This window comes from Bacillus cereus group sp. BceL291 (assembly GCF_051776705.1).
Taxonomy (GTDB): domain Bacteria; phylum Bacillota; class Bacilli; order Bacillales; family Bacillaceae_G; genus Bacillus_A; species Bacillus_A cereus.
The window spans coordinates 40,976-59,157 of record NZ_JBPWAP010000019.1 but is presented as its reverse complement, the minus strand read 5'-3'; the positions used below and the strand labels follow the sequence as shown (position 1 = coordinate 59,157).

Below are 18,182 nucleotides of genomic sequence, written 5' to 3'. Positions count from 1 at the left end.
AGGTAATTCATATTTCGTTCGATTTTTTTAAAGTTTTTTTATATAAATTAATATTATGATTCATTGAGTTTATAAGCTTCACTTATAACCACACATAACTATTATATATTTTTCCAATTTCTGATAAAGATTTAAAATAATTTATATAGTCAAATTTAGGAGGATATATGATGAAAGCTATCGTTGTAACGTCGTTCGGTGGTCCTGAAGTGATGAAATATACAGATTTGGATATACCGTCTATTTCAGAAGATCAAGTTTTAATTCGCGTTGTTGCTACTAGTGTAAATTTCGCTGATATTAAATCACGTTATGGTAAAAAAGGAAATAAAGCACTACCTTTTATTCCAGGTATAGATGCCACTGGTATTGTAGAACGTGTCGGTTCTCATGTGAAAAATATTCACCCTGGACAACGTGTCATTGCTTTTCCTCAAAATGGATCTTACGCAGAATACGTTGTTGCAAATGAAAATCTTACTTTCGTATTACCCCATGAAGTTGACTTTCAAACTGCAGCCGCTTGTCCAATCGTATCTTTTACAAGCTATAATTTACTCGCAAATGTTGCAAGGCTTCAACAAGGTGAATCTGTACTCATTCATGCGGCTGCTGGCGGAATTGGCACTACTGCTATTCAACTTGCTAAACTATTAGAGGCTGGAACAGTTATAGGCACTGTCGGAAGTGAAGCAAAAAAAGAAATTGCTTTAGATGCTGGAGCTGATTATGTTATTTGTCATCAAGATGAAGATTTTTTAGAAAAAGTCAATGAACTGACAAATGGTGAAGGGGTTGATGTAATTTTAGACTCTATTTCTGGAACGGTTTCTGAAAGAAGTTTAAACTGCCTTGCTTATTACGGTCGCCTCGTTCATTTCGGTAATGCTAGCGGTGAAATTGGTAACTTTCAAACGAAAGATTTACATGCAAGTTGCCGCTCTATACTCGGTTTTAGCTTTGGAACCACACGAAAAAAGCGTCCTGAACTGCTCCAAGAAACTGCAAATGAAGTTTTCCGTTATTTGCGTGACGGACGTTTACAAATTAAGGCTACGAAATCTTTTCCACTTCAAAATGCAGGGAAAGCACATGAATGGGTCGAAAGTAGAAAAAGTACAGGGAAAGTAATACTAACTGTTTAGTCCTCTTCCTGAAATGAATACTGGAAACAGAGGTGGCATTCATGGGATCACGAATTATGCATGTTATTATCGCTAGTGGTATTGCTGAGAAACTATCAATTCACGATAAGACTTCTTTCTTACTTGGAGCTGTAGCCCCTGATGCTGTTCATTCAAAAAAAGAAAAAGGAACCTCACATTTTTATGCCGGTACAACGAAGAACTATACGAGAAGAATAGATTATGATTCATTTTTTCATAAATATGAATCACATATAGATTCCCCATTTATTTTAGGCTATTATACCCACCTCATTGCCGATGATAATTGGCTAAGTGGATTTTTTCTACCTTGGCTAAAAAATAGAATAGAGAATGACGAAACTATCGCACCCCTGTACTATAACGATTTTAAATTGTTAAATGCAAAGTTGCTTCATCATTACGATCAAGAACAACAGCTTTTCTCTCTTCTCAATCAAGAGGCTCACATTGTGGATATTGAAGAGGTTTCTAAAGAAAACGTTTTAGCTTTTCGAAAGTATCTTTTTGAAGATATGTTGTATCCAAAGCAACATTTGCATGAAGACTTACAAGTATTTACGTTTGATCAAATCGTTGGCTATATTGAGACAGCTATTGAAAAAGGAGTATTTTTTATTAAACAACTCTCTAATGAAAAATCCACTTCAAAAATTTAATCCCCCTCAAATATATTTGAGGGGGATTTTCACATAGCAATATTATTATTGGTTCTTCTCCATAACCGCAAAATAATTCCCTTCGCTATCAGCAAAGTTAAACACTTTACCAGAAGGCATAGTTACCATTTCTCCAACAGTAACATTTTTATTTGTTAAATCTGTATATAGTTGATCAAGATTTTCTGAGAAGAACATTAAAGACGGTGTACCAAGATTCAATTCTGGGCTCATTTTCGAAATAACTTCTTTATTATGTAATATAATGCTCGTTTCCGCACCGCTTTTCGGAGCGATTTCAATCCATCTCATTCCTTGCTTATTATCTTCCTCTGCAACTACATGAAACCCTACCTTCTCCGTCCAAAAATTTACTGCCTCATCTTGATTATTTACATATAACATAATTTGTCCTACTTTATGGATCATTACATTTCCCCCTAATGGTTTTTATATTCTATGTAGCTTTCTACAAATACTATCGTTATTCCTTTTGAGTTGGTATGTACTTCTTTGCAAAATTTATCGACTGACTCATCCCATCCAGTTCATCAAAATAATCATTTCTTTCAATCATGTTATATCCGTCGAATCCAATTTTATCTAATACTTTGAAGAATATATCGAAATCTACTTCACCATTCCCTGCTGCGACTTCTATATACTTAGTTGAACGATCACTTTTCACTTCTTTACAATCTTTAATATGAGTTTGTACTATATAATCTTTTAATAGTAATAAACCTTCTCCCGGATTTTCATTTACATCACTTATTAAATTTGCTGGGTCAAAGTTAACAGCTAGTCCTTTCGAGTTTGCAGTTTCTAAAAATCGTTTTAATACTATTGCTTTTTCAGATCCCGTCTCAATGGCGAAGAATCCTCCAAATCTGAACGCTAAGTCCCCTATTTCATTACAAACACGTAGCATTTTATCATAGTACTCACTATTTTCATCATCAGGGATTTTCCCAATATGGGCTGTTACTATGTTAGCTCCTAACCTTAACCCTTTATCAGTAATATATTTAAAACTCTCTATTACACATTCAGCTTCAGTTCCTATTATTCCATTTTCTCCGAAGCTAATTGCTAATGACGGGACTTGAATCTCATTAAAAGATAAATTTTCTTTTAATGTATTCCATCGTATCTTTGAGATGTTAGCTAAGTTGAAAGTCGGATTCATAGCATATAATTGAATATATTCTAAATCCCATTCCCTTGCTTTTTGTATTCCTTCGTTTACTTCAATATATTTTGTATTCAAAAACATTCCTAATTTCCTATCCATATGTGTACCTTCTTTTTATTATTTCGCATCATTTTAATATTCGACTTTTTTATATTATTTCCTCGTATAAACCAAATAAATAAACTACCCTTTTTTCGATATTCCCAGTAGAAGCATATATATGATAGGCACATTAAAAACACTAATACAATTCCCATTATCACTTGTTTACAAACAAAAAAGACGTAACTACAAATAGTTACGCCTTCTCCATCATTTATCTAGGCTTTTTCTTCCCAGTAAATGCTGGTTTCTTTTTCTTTGGTGCTTTCGGTTTCGTTTCTACGAATGATCCTTTGAACATTTCTTGCTTCGTAAATACGATGCCTAGTTTTTTCGCAAATTGCAGTAATTTGCGCTCTTCTTGTGGAGTTACAAGAGATACGACAGTTCCTTCTTTACCCATACGTCCAGTACGTCCTGAGCGGTGAATGTATTGGTCTACTGTGTCTGGTAATTCTAGGTGAATTACGTGTGTTAAATCGTCAATATCGATACCGCGCGCTGCAATATCAGTAGCAAGTAGAATTTCTAATTTCCCTCCGCGGAAAGCACGCATTGTCGCTTCACGCTCTTGTTTACTTGCTTCTGCATGAAGAGCCGCTGCTTTCATTTTACGGAATTTCAATTTCTCAGTAATTTCATCTAAACGGAATGGGTCGTTTAAGAAAGCAACTGCTTTTACATCGCCCATATGCATAATTCTTCTTACGTAATCATTTTTTTCGCGTCGCTCACAAATGATATACGCATGCTCAACTAAGCTTTTTGATTCTGCACGTGTTACACGTACTAATTGTGGTTCAACTGCTAAATCACGTGCCGCATCTTCTGCCGCTTTTGTCATTGTCGCCGAGAAGAATACTAATTGACGATCGCGCATCGTTGATTTAATTACATCTTGCACTGCGCCCATCATTTTTTGCTTTACAATTTGATCAAACTCATCAAATACAATTGTTTTTACTTCATGCATTTTTAGCTTTTTCATACGAATTAATTCTAAAATACGGCCTGGTGAACCGACAATTACTCTTGGGTGTTTCTTTAATTTTTCAACTTGGCGCTTAATATCTGCACCACCAATTAAAGATGCACCTGAAATTTCAGTTCCTGCTGTAAACTTTTGAACCTCTTCATGAATTTGCATTACAAGTTCACGTGTTGGCGCTAAAACAACAACTTGTGGCTGTTTTACTTCAGGATTAATTTTATGTAAAAGTGGTAATAAGTACGCTAATGTTTTTCCTGTTCCAGTTGGAGATTCAGCTATAACGTCTTGTCCTTCTAAAATAGTTGGAATCGCTTGTTTTTGAATTTCAGTTAACTCTTTAAAACCAGCCTTCTCCCAAGCTTGTTGTAAAAATGGTTGCATATCTTTTATCATTTGTTTTTCTCCTTTATCTCTATTTTTGAAGAAAATGCTGTATTGTTCGCACCGTTTCTATCATGTGTGAAATAACAGCTATTAAATCATCAACATGGTCTTCTGTAATCGCTTTTTGAAATAGAACCTCTACCTTATTATGATATGAAATCGCTTGCTTATTATATTCGTATGAAACTTTCTGCATAATCATTCTTTCTTTTCCCCATATAGAACGCATTAATGTTTCAATTCCTTCGCATTTTACTTCTGGTTGTTCTAACGGGAATAAAAATGCTAGCTTCATTTCACAACCTGGTGTAAACTGAGGCACTTCTAGTATTTCACCAGACAAGTTCTTTGCATCCACAGATAATGAAAATGTTGCTTCTACTAATGGTTCAAACGGTTCTGTTAATTGAAATGAGATATGATATATACGACTTAATGAAGCAAGATCCATCATATCTTTTCGATCTGTTACAAGAATATCTCCATGTAGATCAAAATCATACACAGCACCTTCTACGATTACTTTTAAATTGTCAAAAGCAGTTGGATCAAACATAATTTCCTCCAAAAAACAGGCGCCTTTCGATGGAAAGGCGCCACTTGATGTATATATAGTTTACAGATAAACGAGATGAATTACAACCTTTTAGAATAAACCTACTGCTTTTCCATCTTCATTTACATCCATTTGAAGTGCTGCTGGTTGTTTTGGAAGACCTGGCATTGTTAACATTGTACCTGTTAACGCAACGATAAAGCCTGCGCCGATAGATGGTTTTAACTCACGAATTGTAACGATAAAGTCAGATGGACGACCTAATTTTGTTGCATCGTCAGAAAGAGAGTATTGTGTTTTCGCCATACAAACTGGTAGGTTACTCCAACCTTCTCCTTCATATTGAGCTAATTGCTTACGTGCTTTCGGAGCAAATTCAATATCTTTTGCGCCATATACCTTTTGAGCAATTGTACGAATTTTTTCTTCTAATGGTAATTCTAATTCATAAAGTGGTGCGTAGTTGTTTTCACCTTTTTCGATTTCTTTTAGTACTTTTTCAGCAAGGTCAACTCCACCTTGGCCACCCTTCTCCCAAACTTCTGTTAAGGATACTGCATAGCCACGCTCATTACACCACTCTTGTAAGTATGTAACTTCTGCATCTGTATCTGTAATGAATTTATTAATTGCAATTACGAAAGGCACACCGAAGCTTTGAATTGTTTCAACATGCTTCTGTAAGTTTTCCATACCTTTTGCTAATGCATCTACATTTTCTTCTTTTAATTGATCTTTTGCAACGCCACCATGCATTTTAAGCGCACGAATCGTCGCAACAATAACAACTGCTTCTGGTTTAATGCCAGCTGCACGAGCTTTAATATCTAAAAACTTCTCAGCGCCTAAATCAGCACCGAATCCAGCTTCTGTAATAACATAATCACCTAATTTTGCTGCCATTGTTGTAGCGATAACACTGTTACAACCGTGAGCGATATTCGCAAATGGTCCGCCATGAATGATAGCTGGTGTATTTTCTAACGTTTGTACTAAGTTCGGCTTTAATGCGTCTTTTAATAATAGTGTTAACGCACCTTCTACGCCTAAGTCTTTAACCGTTACAGGTTGATTTGCAAAGTTATAGGCAACTACGATGCGAGATAAACGTGCTTTTAAGTCTTGAATATCTGTTGCAAGGCAGAACACGGCCATAATTTCAGATGCTACTGTAATGTCAAAACCGTCTTCACGTGGTACACCTTGTACAGGTCCACCAAGACCAATTACTACGTTACGAAGGGCACGATCATTTAAGTCAACGCAGCGTTTCCAAACGATTTTACGCGTATCAATTCCAAGTGTGTTTCCTTGTTGGATATGATTATCAATAAACGCTGCTAATGCGTTATTGGCAGTTGTGATCGCATGGATATCTCCAGTAAAGTGAAGGTTAATGTCTTCCATTGGTACGACTTGTGAAAAACCGCCACCCGCTGCTCCACCTTTTAATCCCATCGTCGGTCCAAGAGATGGTTCACGAAGTGCAATTACTGTTTTCTTACCAATTTTGTTAAAAGCTTGACCTAAACCAACTGTTACTGTTGATTTACCTTCTCCAGCTGGAGTTGGGTTAATTGCTGTTACTAAAACAACTTTACCGTCTTTCTCATCTTGTAAGCGCTTAAAAATATCAAGAGATAACTTACCTTTATAATGCCCGTATGGCTCTAATTCATCTTCTAAAATATTTAAATCAGCTGCAATTTCTTGAATCTTCTTCATACTCGCTTCTTGTGCGATTTCAATATCGGATTTCACTGTTGTAGTAGTTGTCATATACCCTAGTCCCCCTTTAATTGGTTCTGATGATATTGTATCAGTTTTTTGTATTTTCTGCACTTATTTACCTCCTAAAAATTCTTTCATTTCTTTATACGTTTTTTAACATAAATACCCATAAGAATGTTAACGATTGTTGTAACTCTGTAGGTAGTTGACCTAACATCTTCTCATTTACTCCGCGCTTATATACGCCGATGCCATCTACAACTTTAAAACCTTGTTCTTTCGCTAACTGTTCAAATTCCCAAGGCATCATCGTATTACAAACAACGTCTTTTCCGTACAAGCGAGGATAACTGTTCTCTCGTGGCTTTGCTGTCGGTCCTAAAATTGCAATACATGCATATCCATCTTTCTTTAACACACGCTTTATTTCATTTAACGCTCGTAATGGCTCTTCCGTCCATTCTAAAGAATTAATTGCCATAATTGATTCAAATTGCTCATTTTCAAATGGTAATGCAGAAAGATCTCCTTTTATAAAAGATAAATTCGGTCCTTCTCCGCGTTCCTTACCTTTTTGAATCATCACTTCCGATAAATCTACTCCCACTGCTTTATAGCCTGCGCGACTTAATTTATATGTACCGTAGCCATCACCACAACCAACATCGAGCACTTGTGCTTCTTTCTTCACGTATTGTTCAAAAAACGGAATAATTGTACTTCTGCTACCACTGTCCCACATCTCTTGACTATTTTGATTCCAAAACTCTGCGCTACTATCCCATTTCTTCTCCGCTGACTCGTGCCAATTAAATTTCGTCATACATTCCCCTACCTTCACGTATTATCATTCATTTCATTCTACATCATTTTCCAAAATTCCTGTTTTATCCCGCTTGCAGTAAGACACCTACCTCAAAATTCAATGGATGCGGATCAGTTAATGGGAGAGAACTGCTCATAAAAATCCAATTGTTGCTGGCTGATAATCAGTCCTAGTGGAAAAAATCCCACACTTTATCTTCAATAGGAGATGAATATGTTAACGATGGAATGCGTATTCTCCAATTTTTGCTTTACTTGGGTTTAACTCATACTCATGCTCTTCTCATTTTGAAAGATACTATAGATACACCCAATTGAAAGAGAGGGATGTACATGCGAAGAAAGAGAAATCATCATTTTAAAAGTGGTGAAAAAAACGAAGAGTATGCTGCTGAAATATCACCAGCTGGCATTCCAATTAGACATAAGCGTAAAGAAATTGCAAATGAGATAAAAGGTACAAATACCGGCACAATGGTAGGCTATGTCGCTTTATTTCTTTCGTTATTCTCCATTGCTTTTTATCCAGTTACGCTCGGCTCCCTAGCAATTTTAGTTGGCCTATTAGCTGTCAATTTCGGAGCAAGAACACTTGGATATACAGCAATTGGTTTTGGTAGTTTTTCTGTTTTATTTACTTTACTTTATCCGCTTGCTTTGTCAGCGTTTTAAAAAAACACACCAAGTTATACTTGGTGTGTTCATTCATGATACAACATAATATGACCGCATCCACAACAATGTTTCGCTGTAATTTCTTGAAACACTGGATAATTTTCTTCATCTCGATGCTCAATAAATACTTTTTCAAATCGATACATGTTTGGTGCATATGCCCAATCTTGTTTCGTACGTGCATATAACGTTGAGGAAAAAAACTCCTCACCACCGCAAACGATACATGTGTTCTTCATCGCTATCCCTCCTATGCTTGTCTTACTTCATCTATATGAACATAAGCATAAAAAAAAGACCTTCTATTACTAGAAAGTCTTCTCTGAAACAAAAAGAAATGTACCAAACATTCCTACTCCGCTATATTCTTTTGAAACACCAGCTTCTGTTTTAAATGTTTGCCTTACAGTCATAAAGAATACACCATTTCGTGCATCTGTACTTTCAAATTGTAGTTTTTCTTTTTTACCATCTACATTTTGCGTGCATTCAAAACTACTCTCATTACAATTCAACGCATACTTATCCTCTACATACACTTTAAAATCTGATTCTTTCGGACAAGTTATAAGTAATATTGCCACGAGAATAATACTTATAATACCCACAATTGTATAATATTTCTTCATTTGTACTCCTTTCAAATGACAAGAAAACTTGACTTCATACGCCAAGTTTTCTTAGTCAACAACCCATTGCCACTCTTGTTCTTTCTTATCAAAAATGAGCCAACCTGTTTCTGTTGCTTCCTCTTTCAATTCATCGATATTATCTAACACCTCATCCGTACTTTCATACGAACCAACTACATATACCGGAATTTCAAGACCTCTTCTTGACTCAATCTTCCCTGCTAGATCTATGTAAAGACCATCTTCCATTAGTGGAATCAGTCCCATGATCAATTCTTTTGAAATTGCTGGGAAAATTTTTGATTTTTGGAAGAAAGAAAAACGTTTCTTACCGAAAGCACCGAGTTTATACGGAATGACTTTACTTAACATTCCTACAAAATCAGCAATTCTACGATAATACACTTTGTTGTACCATCCGTCATCATGTGAAAAATAAACAAATCGATTTTTCAACAGCGGAAAGAATGTTCTTGCAAGTGGTTCTTTTTTGTGAGCCAAATATAATAATTCTGCAATTTCTTTCGGCTCTAATTCATCTAAATCGCTTGCATCATCAAAATCTACCCAACAAAATTCATCAAATTCATCAATCTCTGCTTGAATTAACTTATGTATATTTTCTTCCTCAACATATTCAAATAAAGTATGATAATGAAAATCCGTCCATTCAAAGTTGTGCTTCAAAAGCAACACTTGATGAAGCGGTGAAGGGATGTTACTCGCAAACTCTTTAAACGTAATTCCTGATGTAATAAAACAATGACCTCGACGATTACCATTAATATATATCATATTCTTTACTTGGTCAGATCCTCCAGACAAAGCACCTAGCCACCTTCGTTTTATATGTTTCAATTCTATAGCATATTTTAACATGAAAAATTTTAGAAACATAGAAAAAACTTCAAAAACTATTTACAATTTCATGTGTTTTATTACATAGTGATTACAAGAAAAAACGCCTGCTCATAAGCAGGCGTTTTTAAAGGATTTCATCAGGGTTTTGAGGATGATGATTTCCCTCTTTCTTTTCTTCTTTTTGGAACATCGATTGAATTTTATCAATTGTTTGTGGAGCTAATTCAATCATTTTTTCTGCTAAATGTGTCGCATTTTGTAGATGCAGAATATTTACTCCATCTTTATTCACCACAAGAAATGCTACTGGTGTAATCGAAACACCACCCGCGCTACCGCCACCAAATGCAGGGTTACCGTTCGCTCTTTGTCCATCATTCGTTTGGAAATCAGAACCTCCTGCTCCAAAACCGAACGCTACTTTAGAAACAGTTAACACCACACCACCGTCAGCCGTTTGAACAGGCTCTCCAACAATCGTATTTACATCGACCATTTCTTTTAAATTTTCCATTGCTGCTTTCATTAACCCTTGAATTGGATGATCCACCGTTCATAACCTCCTTTGTCATATCTTTCCTAGTTTTTCCGAAAGTTTGTGAACTAAACATAAAATTTTATATTGATTTCAAAAAACTTAAGTTGTAATATTTAGAAAAATAAAAAAGAGGTCGATTCGTTATGATGCGAAAATTAACAAAGAAAGATCATGAACAAGTATTCGCTTACCTAAAAGAAGAAGCAGCCCTTAACTTGTTTATTATTGGAGATATTAAAGCTTTCGGTTATGACACAGATTTTCAAGAATTATGGGGAGTATTTAAAGAGAATGGAACATTAAAATCAATTCTACTCCGATTCCACGATTCATTTATACCCTATAGTAAAGAAGAATTTATTACCACTGATTATGAGGCACTTCTTTCCACATATAAGCCGCTTAAACTCTCTGGTAAGTCAACTATCGTAGAACAATTTGAAACTGCTTCAAATATACAACTAGGTACTAAAAATGAAATGTATTTTTGCGAATGTCTAAATGACAACAACTTACCTAGCACACCAATTCATGAAACAATTAAACTTGCCTCACTCGATGATATAGAACGAATTATGAAATTACGAAGTGACATTGCTGAATTTCCGACTACCAATGAATCAGAGAAAATATTAAGGCAGGCTATCGAAACAAATACAGGACGCACATACTATATTGAAAAAGATGGCGTGATCATCGCATCCGCCTCTACTTCCGCTGAAAATTCATTATCTGCTATGGTAGTTGGTGTATGTACACACCCGAATTATCGCGGAAATGGTTACGCTTCACTCATATTACAAAAAATGATCCAAGACTTTACGAAAGAAGGCCGAACACTTTGTTTATTTTATAACAATCCAGCTGCTGGACGAATTTATAAACGACTAGGATTTAAAGACATTGGAATGTGGACGATGTATCGATAATAAGAAGTAACTCTATAAGAGGAAATAGTCGTAACTTAGTAATACAAGCAAATTACAAAATAACTCACACCGTTATTATGAAGATGGAGAAACTACTTGTAAAGCCGTGCCCCTAACTAAAACATGTCATGTATTCAAGCTAAATTTAGACAGATAAACGCCCCAGTTGTTGCATCTACTCCAGCAATTGGGGCGTTTATCCTCAAATTCTTTCCACTATATTTATGAAACATTTATCACACTTATGTCGCTATTATCTTTACGTACAAATGCCCTTCTAAATATTACTGCGTCTTATTATACTTTGCTTTAAAATCAATATATTCCTGTTTCGCATCTTGGTTATTACCTTGGTGACTATCAAAAGATGTATGTATTTGTGATATGTATTTTACTAACTTGCCTTCATCATTTCTTTTCTTATAATTTATTACAATACTTACTTCCAATATCTGCTTTGAACCATTTTTAGAATCAATATGCAATGCGATTGATCCACCATCATATTCATCATATTGTATTTTCAACTTATCATTAATGATACTCTGAAACTCTAATTCAGTTAGTTTGTATCCAACAGTACTAGGCTGATCAAACTTTTTTATATCATCCCCGGGCTTCATCTTTAGTTTCCCTATCCCTTTTAAACGATCTACAATTAAGTTCACATATGAAACATCTAGATTTGAATCCGGACTTTGCACCTTTTCATTTTTATACATAATATTTGTACTATAATTAACTTCTTCTTTATAATTTTTATTATATACTTCCGAGGTAATTTCTTGTGTTGTATTTCCATATAAACTTTTATCTTTCGTATTATATATGCCTTTCGAAGTTTGATAGATTGTTTTACTATGCTCTCCATCTTCCTTTTGCTCATATGTACTATATATACCTCTTTGTTTCACATACGCATATCCATCATCACTCGCAGACATAACCTTTTTCATGTCACCTTCATCCAAAGCTTTGACAAATGGCTCATACTCTATCTTCGTCTCCCCAAAACCACATCCACTTAATAAACTTGATACTATTAACAGAACTATCATCATCCTAGCTTTCTTCTTTAACTTCATACTGACACCCCGCTGATTTCTCTAGGCATTTTTAGGTTCATTACATTCCCATTTTGATAGTAATATAGTTCACCTTTACTTACCGGTATTTATTAACTCATACAGATTATATTGAAGATACTTTAATTTTTAATAGCATCGATTTTTATACAAGCCTTAATTGTTTATATATTCTATTCGAATTTTCAGAAACCAAAACTTATTTTATTTCTTTGGCTTGCTTTTTTTCCTGCTCTTCATAAAGCTTTAGTCTTTTCTGACGTTCCTTTTCGTGCTCCTCCCACGAAATATAAAATGACGGAAACTTAAATCTACAATAGACTAATAATTGGAACTCTGCTGCACCTATGGCTACCGCGTACATTACAAGAGTTCCTGCTATATACCCTACTAATATCTCTGTTTCATAATCATTATGAAAATAAACTAAAATAAGAAGGATTAGTGCATATACCGTAACGCCAATCAGTAAGTTGTTTTTTGTTTTACTAAAAAATGAAGCTGCCCTTTCATCCATACTAAATGCTCCACTCTCTGCTTGTTTAAAGGTATCAATTGTGGTCACCAGATGAACAAAAACTGCTCCTAGAAACAATAAACCCACATACAATAATGTAATTTGATTAATCGAATAATTTGAAATTGCTGGAAGTATAAACACTGTGAATCCTATAGTTCCCAGCTGAAATGTACATAATAATATCACAAGCGCTTGCAACTTTTGACATTTAAAACGAACTTTTGGAAATAGATATAGAATTAAAAAGATTACTTGCAAGGTATATAAAACCAATTCAATACAAACAATTATTTTGTCAAAGAGATTTGGATAATAACCCCAGCCAAATTTAACTAATGCTCCAAAAATAAAAAGCATGAATAATGAACTATAAACAGTTGCGCCAAGTATAAACACCATGGAGCGTTCTGGACTTAAACGATTTCTACATGTTATTTTAAATTCATCTAAATCTTCTTCTTTTATGTTCCACATTTGTTAACTCCACCTTTCCCCGAACTATAGTATATTACCAAAATAAAGATTCAATTTTCTTAGTCACTGATTTTATACCTTTTTATTTTCATTGCCACTCTTAACTATCTCTTTTGTTGTACTGCGCCTTGTATTTTAAATATTCCTGTCTCGCATCTTGGTTATTATCCTGTTTTCTATTAAAATACGTTATTATTTGGAACATATTTTCTATTAATTTTCCATCCTCATTCTTTTCTTTAAAATCTATATCTATCCTCATTTGCAAAATTTGTTTTGGATTATTTGGGGCATCCAGGTGCAATACGATTGTTGCTCCATCAAATTCATCGTATTGTATCTTTAATTTATTATTAATAATATCTTTAAATTCAGATTCAGTTAGTCGATATCCGACTGAATTAGGCTGATCAAACTTTTTTATATCATTCTCGGGCTTCATCTTTAGTTTCCCTATCCCATTTAAACGATCTACAATTAAGTTTACGTATGAAACATCTAGATTTGAATCCGAACTTTTCACCTGTCCATTTTCATACTTAACATGAGTACTATAAATAGTTTCTTTTTTATAATTTTCATTTGTCCTTTTCCCCTTGTCTTTTTCTATATCAGTCGCAACTGTTTGTATCGCCTCTCCATATAAACTTTTATCTTTTGTATTATATACACCTTCCGTAGTTTGACGAATTGTCTTACTGTGCTCTCCACCTTCTTTTTGCTCAAACGTACTATAAATACCTCTTTGAGTCACATAAGCATATCCATCATCACTCGCAGACATTACCGTACTCATGTCCTCTTCATCCAATGCCTTTACTAATCTCTCATACTCTATATTCGTCTCTCCAAAACCACATCCACTTAATAAACTTGCTATTATTGACAGAACTATCATCATCTTGGCTTTCTTCTTTAACTTCATACTGACACCCCGTTGATTTCTCTAGGCATTTTTAAGTTCATTATGTTCCTTTTTGGAAAGTAATACATCTCACCTTTACTTACTGATATTTACTTACTCGTACAGATTATATTGAAGATGCTTTAATTTTTAATAGCATTGATTTATATACAATCCTTAATTGCTTATATATTCTATTCGAATTTTCAGAAATCAAAACTTATTTTATTTCTTTGGCTTGCTTTTTTTCCTGCTCTTCATAAAGCTTTAGTCTTTCCTGACGTTCCCTTTCATGCTCCTCCCACGAAATATAAAATGATGGAAATTTAAATCTACAATAGGCTAATAATTGGAACTCTGCTGCACCTATGGCTACTGCGTACATTACAAGAGTTCCTGCCATATACCCCACTAAAACCCCTGTTTCATAATTATTATGAAAATAAATTAAAATAAGAAGGACTAGTACATATATCGTAACACCAATCATTGCATTGCCTTTTGTTTTACTAAAAAATGAAGTTGCTCTTTCATCCATACTAAATGCTCCACTCTCTGCTTGTTTAAAGGTATCAATCGTTGTCACCAGATGAACAAAAACTGCTCCTAGAAACAATAAACCCACATACAATAATGTAATTTGATCAATTGAATAATTCGAAATTGCTGGAAGTATAAATAATGTGAATCCTATAGTTCCTAGCTGAAATGCAAATAATAATATCACAAATGCTTGCAACTTTTGATATTTGAAACGAGCTTTTGGAATTAGATATAGAATGAAAAAGATTACTTGCAAACCATATAACACTAATTCAATACTAACAATTATTTTGTCAAAGAGAGTCGGATAGTAACCCCAGCCAATCTTAATTAATGCTACCAAAATAAAAAGCATGAATAATGAACTATAAACTATTCCTCCAAACATAAACCCCACAGAGTCTTCTGGGCTTAAGCGATTTCTACATGTTATTTTAAATTCATCTAAATCTTTTTCTTTTATATTCCACATATAATTACACCACCTTTTCTAAAATCATGTAATAACTCTATATTTTTAAACAAACTAGGAGTAAATAAATGTTTTGGTATTTCATATTAAACTAGCCTTTTTTACTTTTTCTAATAAACATAAAATATAACAATAACATCGATATTAACCCTGTCCCACCGCCCAACACTCCTCCATATTCTTCTAGATATATGCAAAGAAATATACTACCAATAAAAAATATTATTCCAAAGATAACAATCCACTTCCCCAGAAACTCTGCTACTTTATATAGAATTAAAAAGATAAATATAATCCCAACAATAATAGGTGCTATTACACCTTCAAAAAAACCTTTTTCTTTTTTTACGGCTTTAGAATCTTTATTCAAGATCTTACATTCCTCCCTTTACTAGTTAATTTATGAATAATGTATTCATTCTATCTTCAATATAAGTTTACGAGTATCATTTATAACTTTCATTTCAGTTTTTGTTTCGCTTTTGTTCTTTCTCTCTTATTCTTTTTCTATTTGCTATAAATTCTTGGCGTTCCTTTTCATGTTGTTCCCACGTAATATTAAATGATGGAAATTTAAAGCGACAATACACCAATAGGACGAATTCTGCTGATGCAACGGCAAATACATATAATATAATTGTTTGTAAAAAATAAAACACCATCGGCTTTAGCGCAAAACGAATACTTGCAAAGATTAATATCAAAAGGACAACTATATAAATAAACATTCCAATTAACATCCAAAGTTTTGTATTAATAAAAAATGAGGCTGACTCCCCTTCTAACTTATAGCCTCCATATTTTGCTTTTTTAAAAGTATGGATTGTTATTACAATATGAGTAATTATCGCTCCTAATAATAATAGACCTACATAAAATACCGTTAGATTTTCACAATAATATCCAAATATTGCTTCAATTAGTACATACGCATAACCTACCGTTGCAACCTGAAACGAGTTAAAAACAATTACAACGGCTTGTAACTTTTGTAATTTAAATCTTAATTTCGGAAATGAATAGATAATCAAAAAAAGGATTTGCAGAATATATAATGCTAACTCTACAGAAACAATTATTCGTTCAAAAGATTTTGGATAAGCCTCCCAACCAAGTTGTAAAAAACCCAAAACAATAAAAAACATCGGTAATGAAGCGTATACAAAAACTCCAACTAAAAAGGCCATTACACCATCAGGACTTAATCGGTTTTTATTTGTAATTTGAAAAAACCCTAAATCTTCTTCTTTTATATTCCACATCCAATTGTCGCCCCCTTAACTACATTCACTTAAATCATGTAGATTAAAAATAAAAACCTTCTCATTTTGATGAAAAGAGAAGGTTCTATTAATCTCAGATATTCTTACATTATAATAATGATTCTTTTTAAGCTATTTCATAGTGCTCTGCTATTGTTTTACACATCTTTTTATATTCCAGCATCCACTCTGCTATTTCTTCTTTCTCTTCGTCAGTGGATTTTTTTCTTATATTTAAAATCAATCACTTTCATATCCAAAAATACTTATTCTTCCATTTCCTCATCTACCGGAATACATTGGATAATAACTTTTGTTGTGTTTGAAACTTGTACAAAAATTTCAAATGTACCAACAAACATAGCAACCGTTCGGGATAATTCTTTATTACTAATATATAAAATCGTTGCAAGTTCTTCTGCAAATTTAGGTATATAAACAATATATCAAGCATTTCAACAGCTATTATGCAATCATCCACCGATACTTTATCCAATATTTTCTGTTCAATTAATCCCCCAGTTTTATCCCCACACTCTTACTGAAAGTACAAAGGTTTTTCTTTTGAAAATAACCACATATGTAGGCCCCTTACTACTAAAAACAACAATTAGAACTCTTAATTCAAGAATACCTTTATATACTTCTATAAAACAAAACTAAAATTAGGGTTTTACTTTTCATATCTTTATTACTAAAAGTGTACTAAATTATTATTGTGTATCTACTGCAATTTTTATTTCAACATACTGTAACTCTTCATCACCACTAAAAATATGGTAAATAGGTGAGATCATATCAAGTTCATTATCTTCCATATACTGAAGAATCTCAGCATATGCATACTCTGTTAATGTTTCAAAATCTCCTGCATATCTTTTCATTAGCATGTTATCAACATAGTAATAACTTCGAAACTTCATTGTTTCTGATTTAGGAATACTACTCTCATATACTGGCATAAATAATTCAATAAACATATCTCCATCTGATGGTACATTTTTCAGCGCATAAAACATTGGACCTTTGACCATTAAATTCGCTTGCGCAATTTCTGTCAATAAATCTTCTATTATTTTTTCCATATCAGTATAGTGAAAAAAATATTCTCTCGATACAACATTTGTATAAGCAATGCTTTGTTCCTCAACTATCATCGCACTAATTCACCTACTTCAATAATAGGAGCATAAATATCCAACCACATATCACCATATACATCTAAACATACGTGATAAAAGCTACTATCTAATTTCATATGATTCTGTTTAGCAAATTCATTTAAAACACGATAAGCGTCTTCAATATCACCATCTTCATCTGAGAATCTAACACAAAGTGCTTCTTCAATAAGAATTGCATCAATATACTCATAAGGTGAATCCTCTTCCATATTTACCCTTCCATTCACTGGGACACAATACATATATTCACCATATTCCGGTTCATTCTCTAATGGTGAATACGTAAAAAGAACAGGTCCTATTGGGTATATATCGTTATGAACTACTTGATTTCTAAGTGCGATAGCTGGTAATAACCAATCATCTTTTTTTACAATTTGAGTGATGCTTATTAAATTTAAAAGCGATAATGCTTTATACTGAACTTTCATAATCTCTCCCCCTTGTACAATGATTTATTTCTTCACAAATAGATTCTTCCACACATAAAAAAA

Annotated in this window: 22 protein-coding genes; 4 read left to right on the top strand and 18 right to left on the bottom strand. The window is 33.6% G+C overall.

Going from position 1 to position 18,182, the window contains the following annotated elements:
• The first annotated feature begins 170 nt into the window (after nucleotides 1–170).
• A complete protein-coding gene (locus ACS2CR_RS14565; RefSeq protein WP_053512312.1) occupies nucleotides 171–1,145 on the top strand; it encodes a quinone oxidoreductase family protein in 975 nt (324 codons plus the stop codon).
• A gap of 41 nt (nucleotides 1,146–1,186) precedes the next feature.
• A complete protein-coding gene (locus ACS2CR_RS14560; RefSeq protein ID WP_000535630.1) occupies nucleotides 1,187–1,825 on the top strand; it encodes a zinc dependent phospholipase C family protein in 639 nt (212 codons plus the stop codon).
• A 45-nt stretch (nucleotides 1,826–1,870) separates the two neighbouring features.
• Here ACS2CR_RS14560 and ACS2CR_RS14555 read toward each other — a convergent pair whose 3' ends face one another.
• The 6 genes from ACS2CR_RS14555 to ACS2CR_RS14530 all read right to left on the bottom strand — a co-directional run bounded on the left by ACS2CR_RS14555 (nucleotide 1,871) and on the right by ACS2CR_RS14530 (nucleotide 7,607).
• Nucleotides 1,871–2,254, bottom strand: coding sequence for a VOC family protein (locus tag ACS2CR_RS14555; protein WP_000581467.1), 384 nt, complete (start codon nucleotides 2,252–2,254; stop codon nucleotides 1,871–1,873).
• 55 nt (nucleotides 2,255–2,309) lie between these two features.
• A complete protein-coding gene (locus ACS2CR_RS14550; protein WP_053512313.1) occupies nucleotides 2,310–3,119 on the bottom strand; it encodes a sugar phosphate isomerase/epimerase family protein in 810 nt (269 codons plus the stop codon).
• Between the two features lie 217 nt (nucleotides 3,120–3,336).
• Nucleotides 3,337–4,506, bottom strand: a complete 1,170-nt coding sequence (locus ACS2CR_RS14545) for a DEAD/DEAH box helicase (protein ID WP_153602613.1) — start codon at nucleotides 4,504–4,506, stop codon at nucleotides 3,337–3,339.
• Nucleotides 4,507–4,525: 19 nt separating this feature from the next.
• Nucleotides 4,526–5,053 (bottom strand): hypothetical protein, encoded by a 528-nt coding sequence (locus ACS2CR_RS14540; RefSeq protein ID WP_000460206.1) that lies wholly within the window; start codon nucleotides 5,051–5,053, stop codon nucleotides 4,526–4,528.
• Between the two features lie 90 nt (nucleotides 5,054–5,143).
• Nucleotides 5,144–6,832, bottom strand: coding sequence for a formate--tetrahydrofolate ligase (locus ACS2CR_RS14535; protein ID WP_014482011.1), 1,689 nt, complete (start codon nucleotides 6,830–6,832; stop codon nucleotides 5,144–5,146).
• A gap of 94 nt (nucleotides 6,833–6,926) precedes the next feature.
• On the bottom strand, nucleotides 6,927–7,607 hold the full coding sequence (locus tag ACS2CR_RS14530; protein ID WP_000160044.1) for a class I SAM-dependent methyltransferase: 681 nt from the start codon (nucleotides 7,605–7,607) through the stop codon (nucleotides 6,927–6,929).
• Nucleotides 7,608–7,942: 335 nt separating this feature from the next.
• On the opposite strand from ACS2CR_RS14530, the gene ACS2CR_RS14525 reads away from it, so the two are divergent.
• Nucleotides 7,943–8,281 (top strand): hypothetical protein, encoded by a 339-nt coding sequence (locus ACS2CR_RS14525; RefSeq protein ID WP_053512314.1) that lies wholly within the window; start codon nucleotides 7,943–7,945, stop codon nucleotides 8,279–8,281.
• Between the two features lie 29 nt (nucleotides 8,282–8,310).
• Here ACS2CR_RS14525 and ACS2CR_RS14520 read toward each other — a convergent pair whose 3' ends face one another.
• The 4 genes from ACS2CR_RS14520 to ytfJ form a co-directional block, all read right to left on the bottom strand.
• The gene (locus ACS2CR_RS14520) at nucleotides 8,311–8,523 is read right to left on the bottom strand and encodes a hypothetical protein (RefSeq protein ID WP_000798747.1); all 213 of its coding nucleotides are present in this window, start codon (nucleotides 8,521–8,523) and stop codon (nucleotides 8,311–8,313) included.
• Between the two features lie 69 nt (nucleotides 8,524–8,592).
• On the bottom strand, nucleotides 8,593–8,913 hold the full coding sequence (locus ACS2CR_RS14515) for a hypothetical protein (RefSeq protein ID WP_053512315.1): 321 nt from the start codon (nucleotides 8,911–8,913) through the stop codon (nucleotides 8,593–8,595).
• Between the two features lie 51 nt (nucleotides 8,914–8,964).
• On the bottom strand, nucleotides 8,965–9,741 hold the full coding sequence (locus ACS2CR_RS14510) for an oxalate:formate antiporter (protein WP_000014087.1): 777 nt from the start codon (nucleotides 9,739–9,741) through the stop codon (nucleotides 8,965–8,967).
• A gap of 160 nt (nucleotides 9,742–9,901) precedes the next feature.
• On the bottom strand, nucleotides 9,902–10,327 hold the full coding sequence (ytfJ, locus tag ACS2CR_RS14505) for a GerW family sporulation protein (RefSeq protein ID WP_000349991.1): 426 nt from the start codon (nucleotides 10,325–10,327) through the stop codon (nucleotides 9,902–9,904).
• Nucleotides 10,328–10,458: 131 nt separating this feature from the next.
• Here ytfJ and ACS2CR_RS14500 point away from each other — a divergent pair, with 131 nt between their 5' ends.
• Nucleotides 10,459–11,244, top strand: coding sequence for a GNAT family N-acetyltransferase (locus ACS2CR_RS14500; RefSeq protein WP_053512316.1), 786 nt, complete (start codon nucleotides 10,459–10,461; stop codon nucleotides 11,242–11,244).
• Between the two features lie 284 nt (nucleotides 11,245–11,528).
• Here the strand turns inward: ACS2CR_RS14500 and ACS2CR_RS14495 are convergent, their stop codons facing one another.
• The 8 genes from ACS2CR_RS14495 to ACS2CR_RS14460 form a co-directional block, all read right to left on the bottom strand.
• The gene (locus ACS2CR_RS14495; RefSeq protein WP_030025444.1) at nucleotides 11,529–12,329 is read right to left on the bottom strand and encodes a DUF3952 domain-containing protein; all 801 of its coding nucleotides are present in this window, start codon (nucleotides 12,327–12,329) and stop codon (nucleotides 11,529–11,531) included.
• 199 nt (nucleotides 12,330–12,528) lie between these two features.
• On the bottom strand, nucleotides 12,529–13,323 hold the full coding sequence (locus tag ACS2CR_RS14490) for a hypothetical protein (RefSeq protein ID WP_053512317.1): 795 nt from the start codon (nucleotides 13,321–13,323) through the stop codon (nucleotides 12,529–12,531).
• A 100-nt stretch (nucleotides 13,324–13,423) separates the two neighbouring features.
• Complete coding sequence (locus ACS2CR_RS14485; protein ID WP_074643593.1) at nucleotides 13,424–14,248, bottom strand: DUF3952 domain-containing protein; 825 nt, start codon at nucleotides 14,246–14,248, stop codon at nucleotides 13,424–13,426.
• Between the two features lie 199 nt (nucleotides 14,249–14,447).
• The gene (locus tag ACS2CR_RS14480) at nucleotides 14,448–15,242 is read right to left on the bottom strand and encodes a hypothetical protein (RefSeq protein WP_030025441.1); all 795 of its coding nucleotides are present in this window, start codon (nucleotides 15,240–15,242) and stop codon (nucleotides 14,448–14,450) included.
• Nucleotides 15,243–15,333: 91 nt separating this feature from the next.
• A complete protein-coding gene (locus ACS2CR_RS14475) occupies nucleotides 15,334–15,612 on the bottom strand; it encodes a hypothetical protein (RefSeq protein WP_030025440.1) in 279 nt (92 codons plus the stop codon).
• Nucleotides 15,613–15,706: 94 nt separating this feature from the next.
• On the bottom strand, nucleotides 15,707–16,504 hold the full coding sequence (locus ACS2CR_RS14470) for a hypothetical protein (RefSeq protein WP_053512318.1): 798 nt from the start codon (nucleotides 16,502–16,504) through the stop codon (nucleotides 15,707–15,709).
• Nucleotides 16,505–17,217: 713 nt separating this feature from the next.
• Nucleotides 17,218–17,661: a DUF5085 family protein gene (locus ACS2CR_RS14465; RefSeq protein WP_053512319.1), complete on the bottom strand. Its 444-nt coding sequence runs from the start codon at nucleotides 17,659–17,661 to the stop codon at nucleotides 17,218–17,220.
• Nucleotides 17,658–18,119, bottom strand: a complete 462-nt coding sequence (locus ACS2CR_RS14460; RefSeq protein WP_000868164.1) for a DUF5085 family protein — start codon at nucleotides 18,117–18,119, stop codon at nucleotides 17,658–17,660. Before ACS2CR_RS14460 ends, ACS2CR_RS14465 begins: the two co-directional genes overlap by 4 nt.
• Nucleotides 18,120–18,182 lie beyond the last annotated feature (63 nt).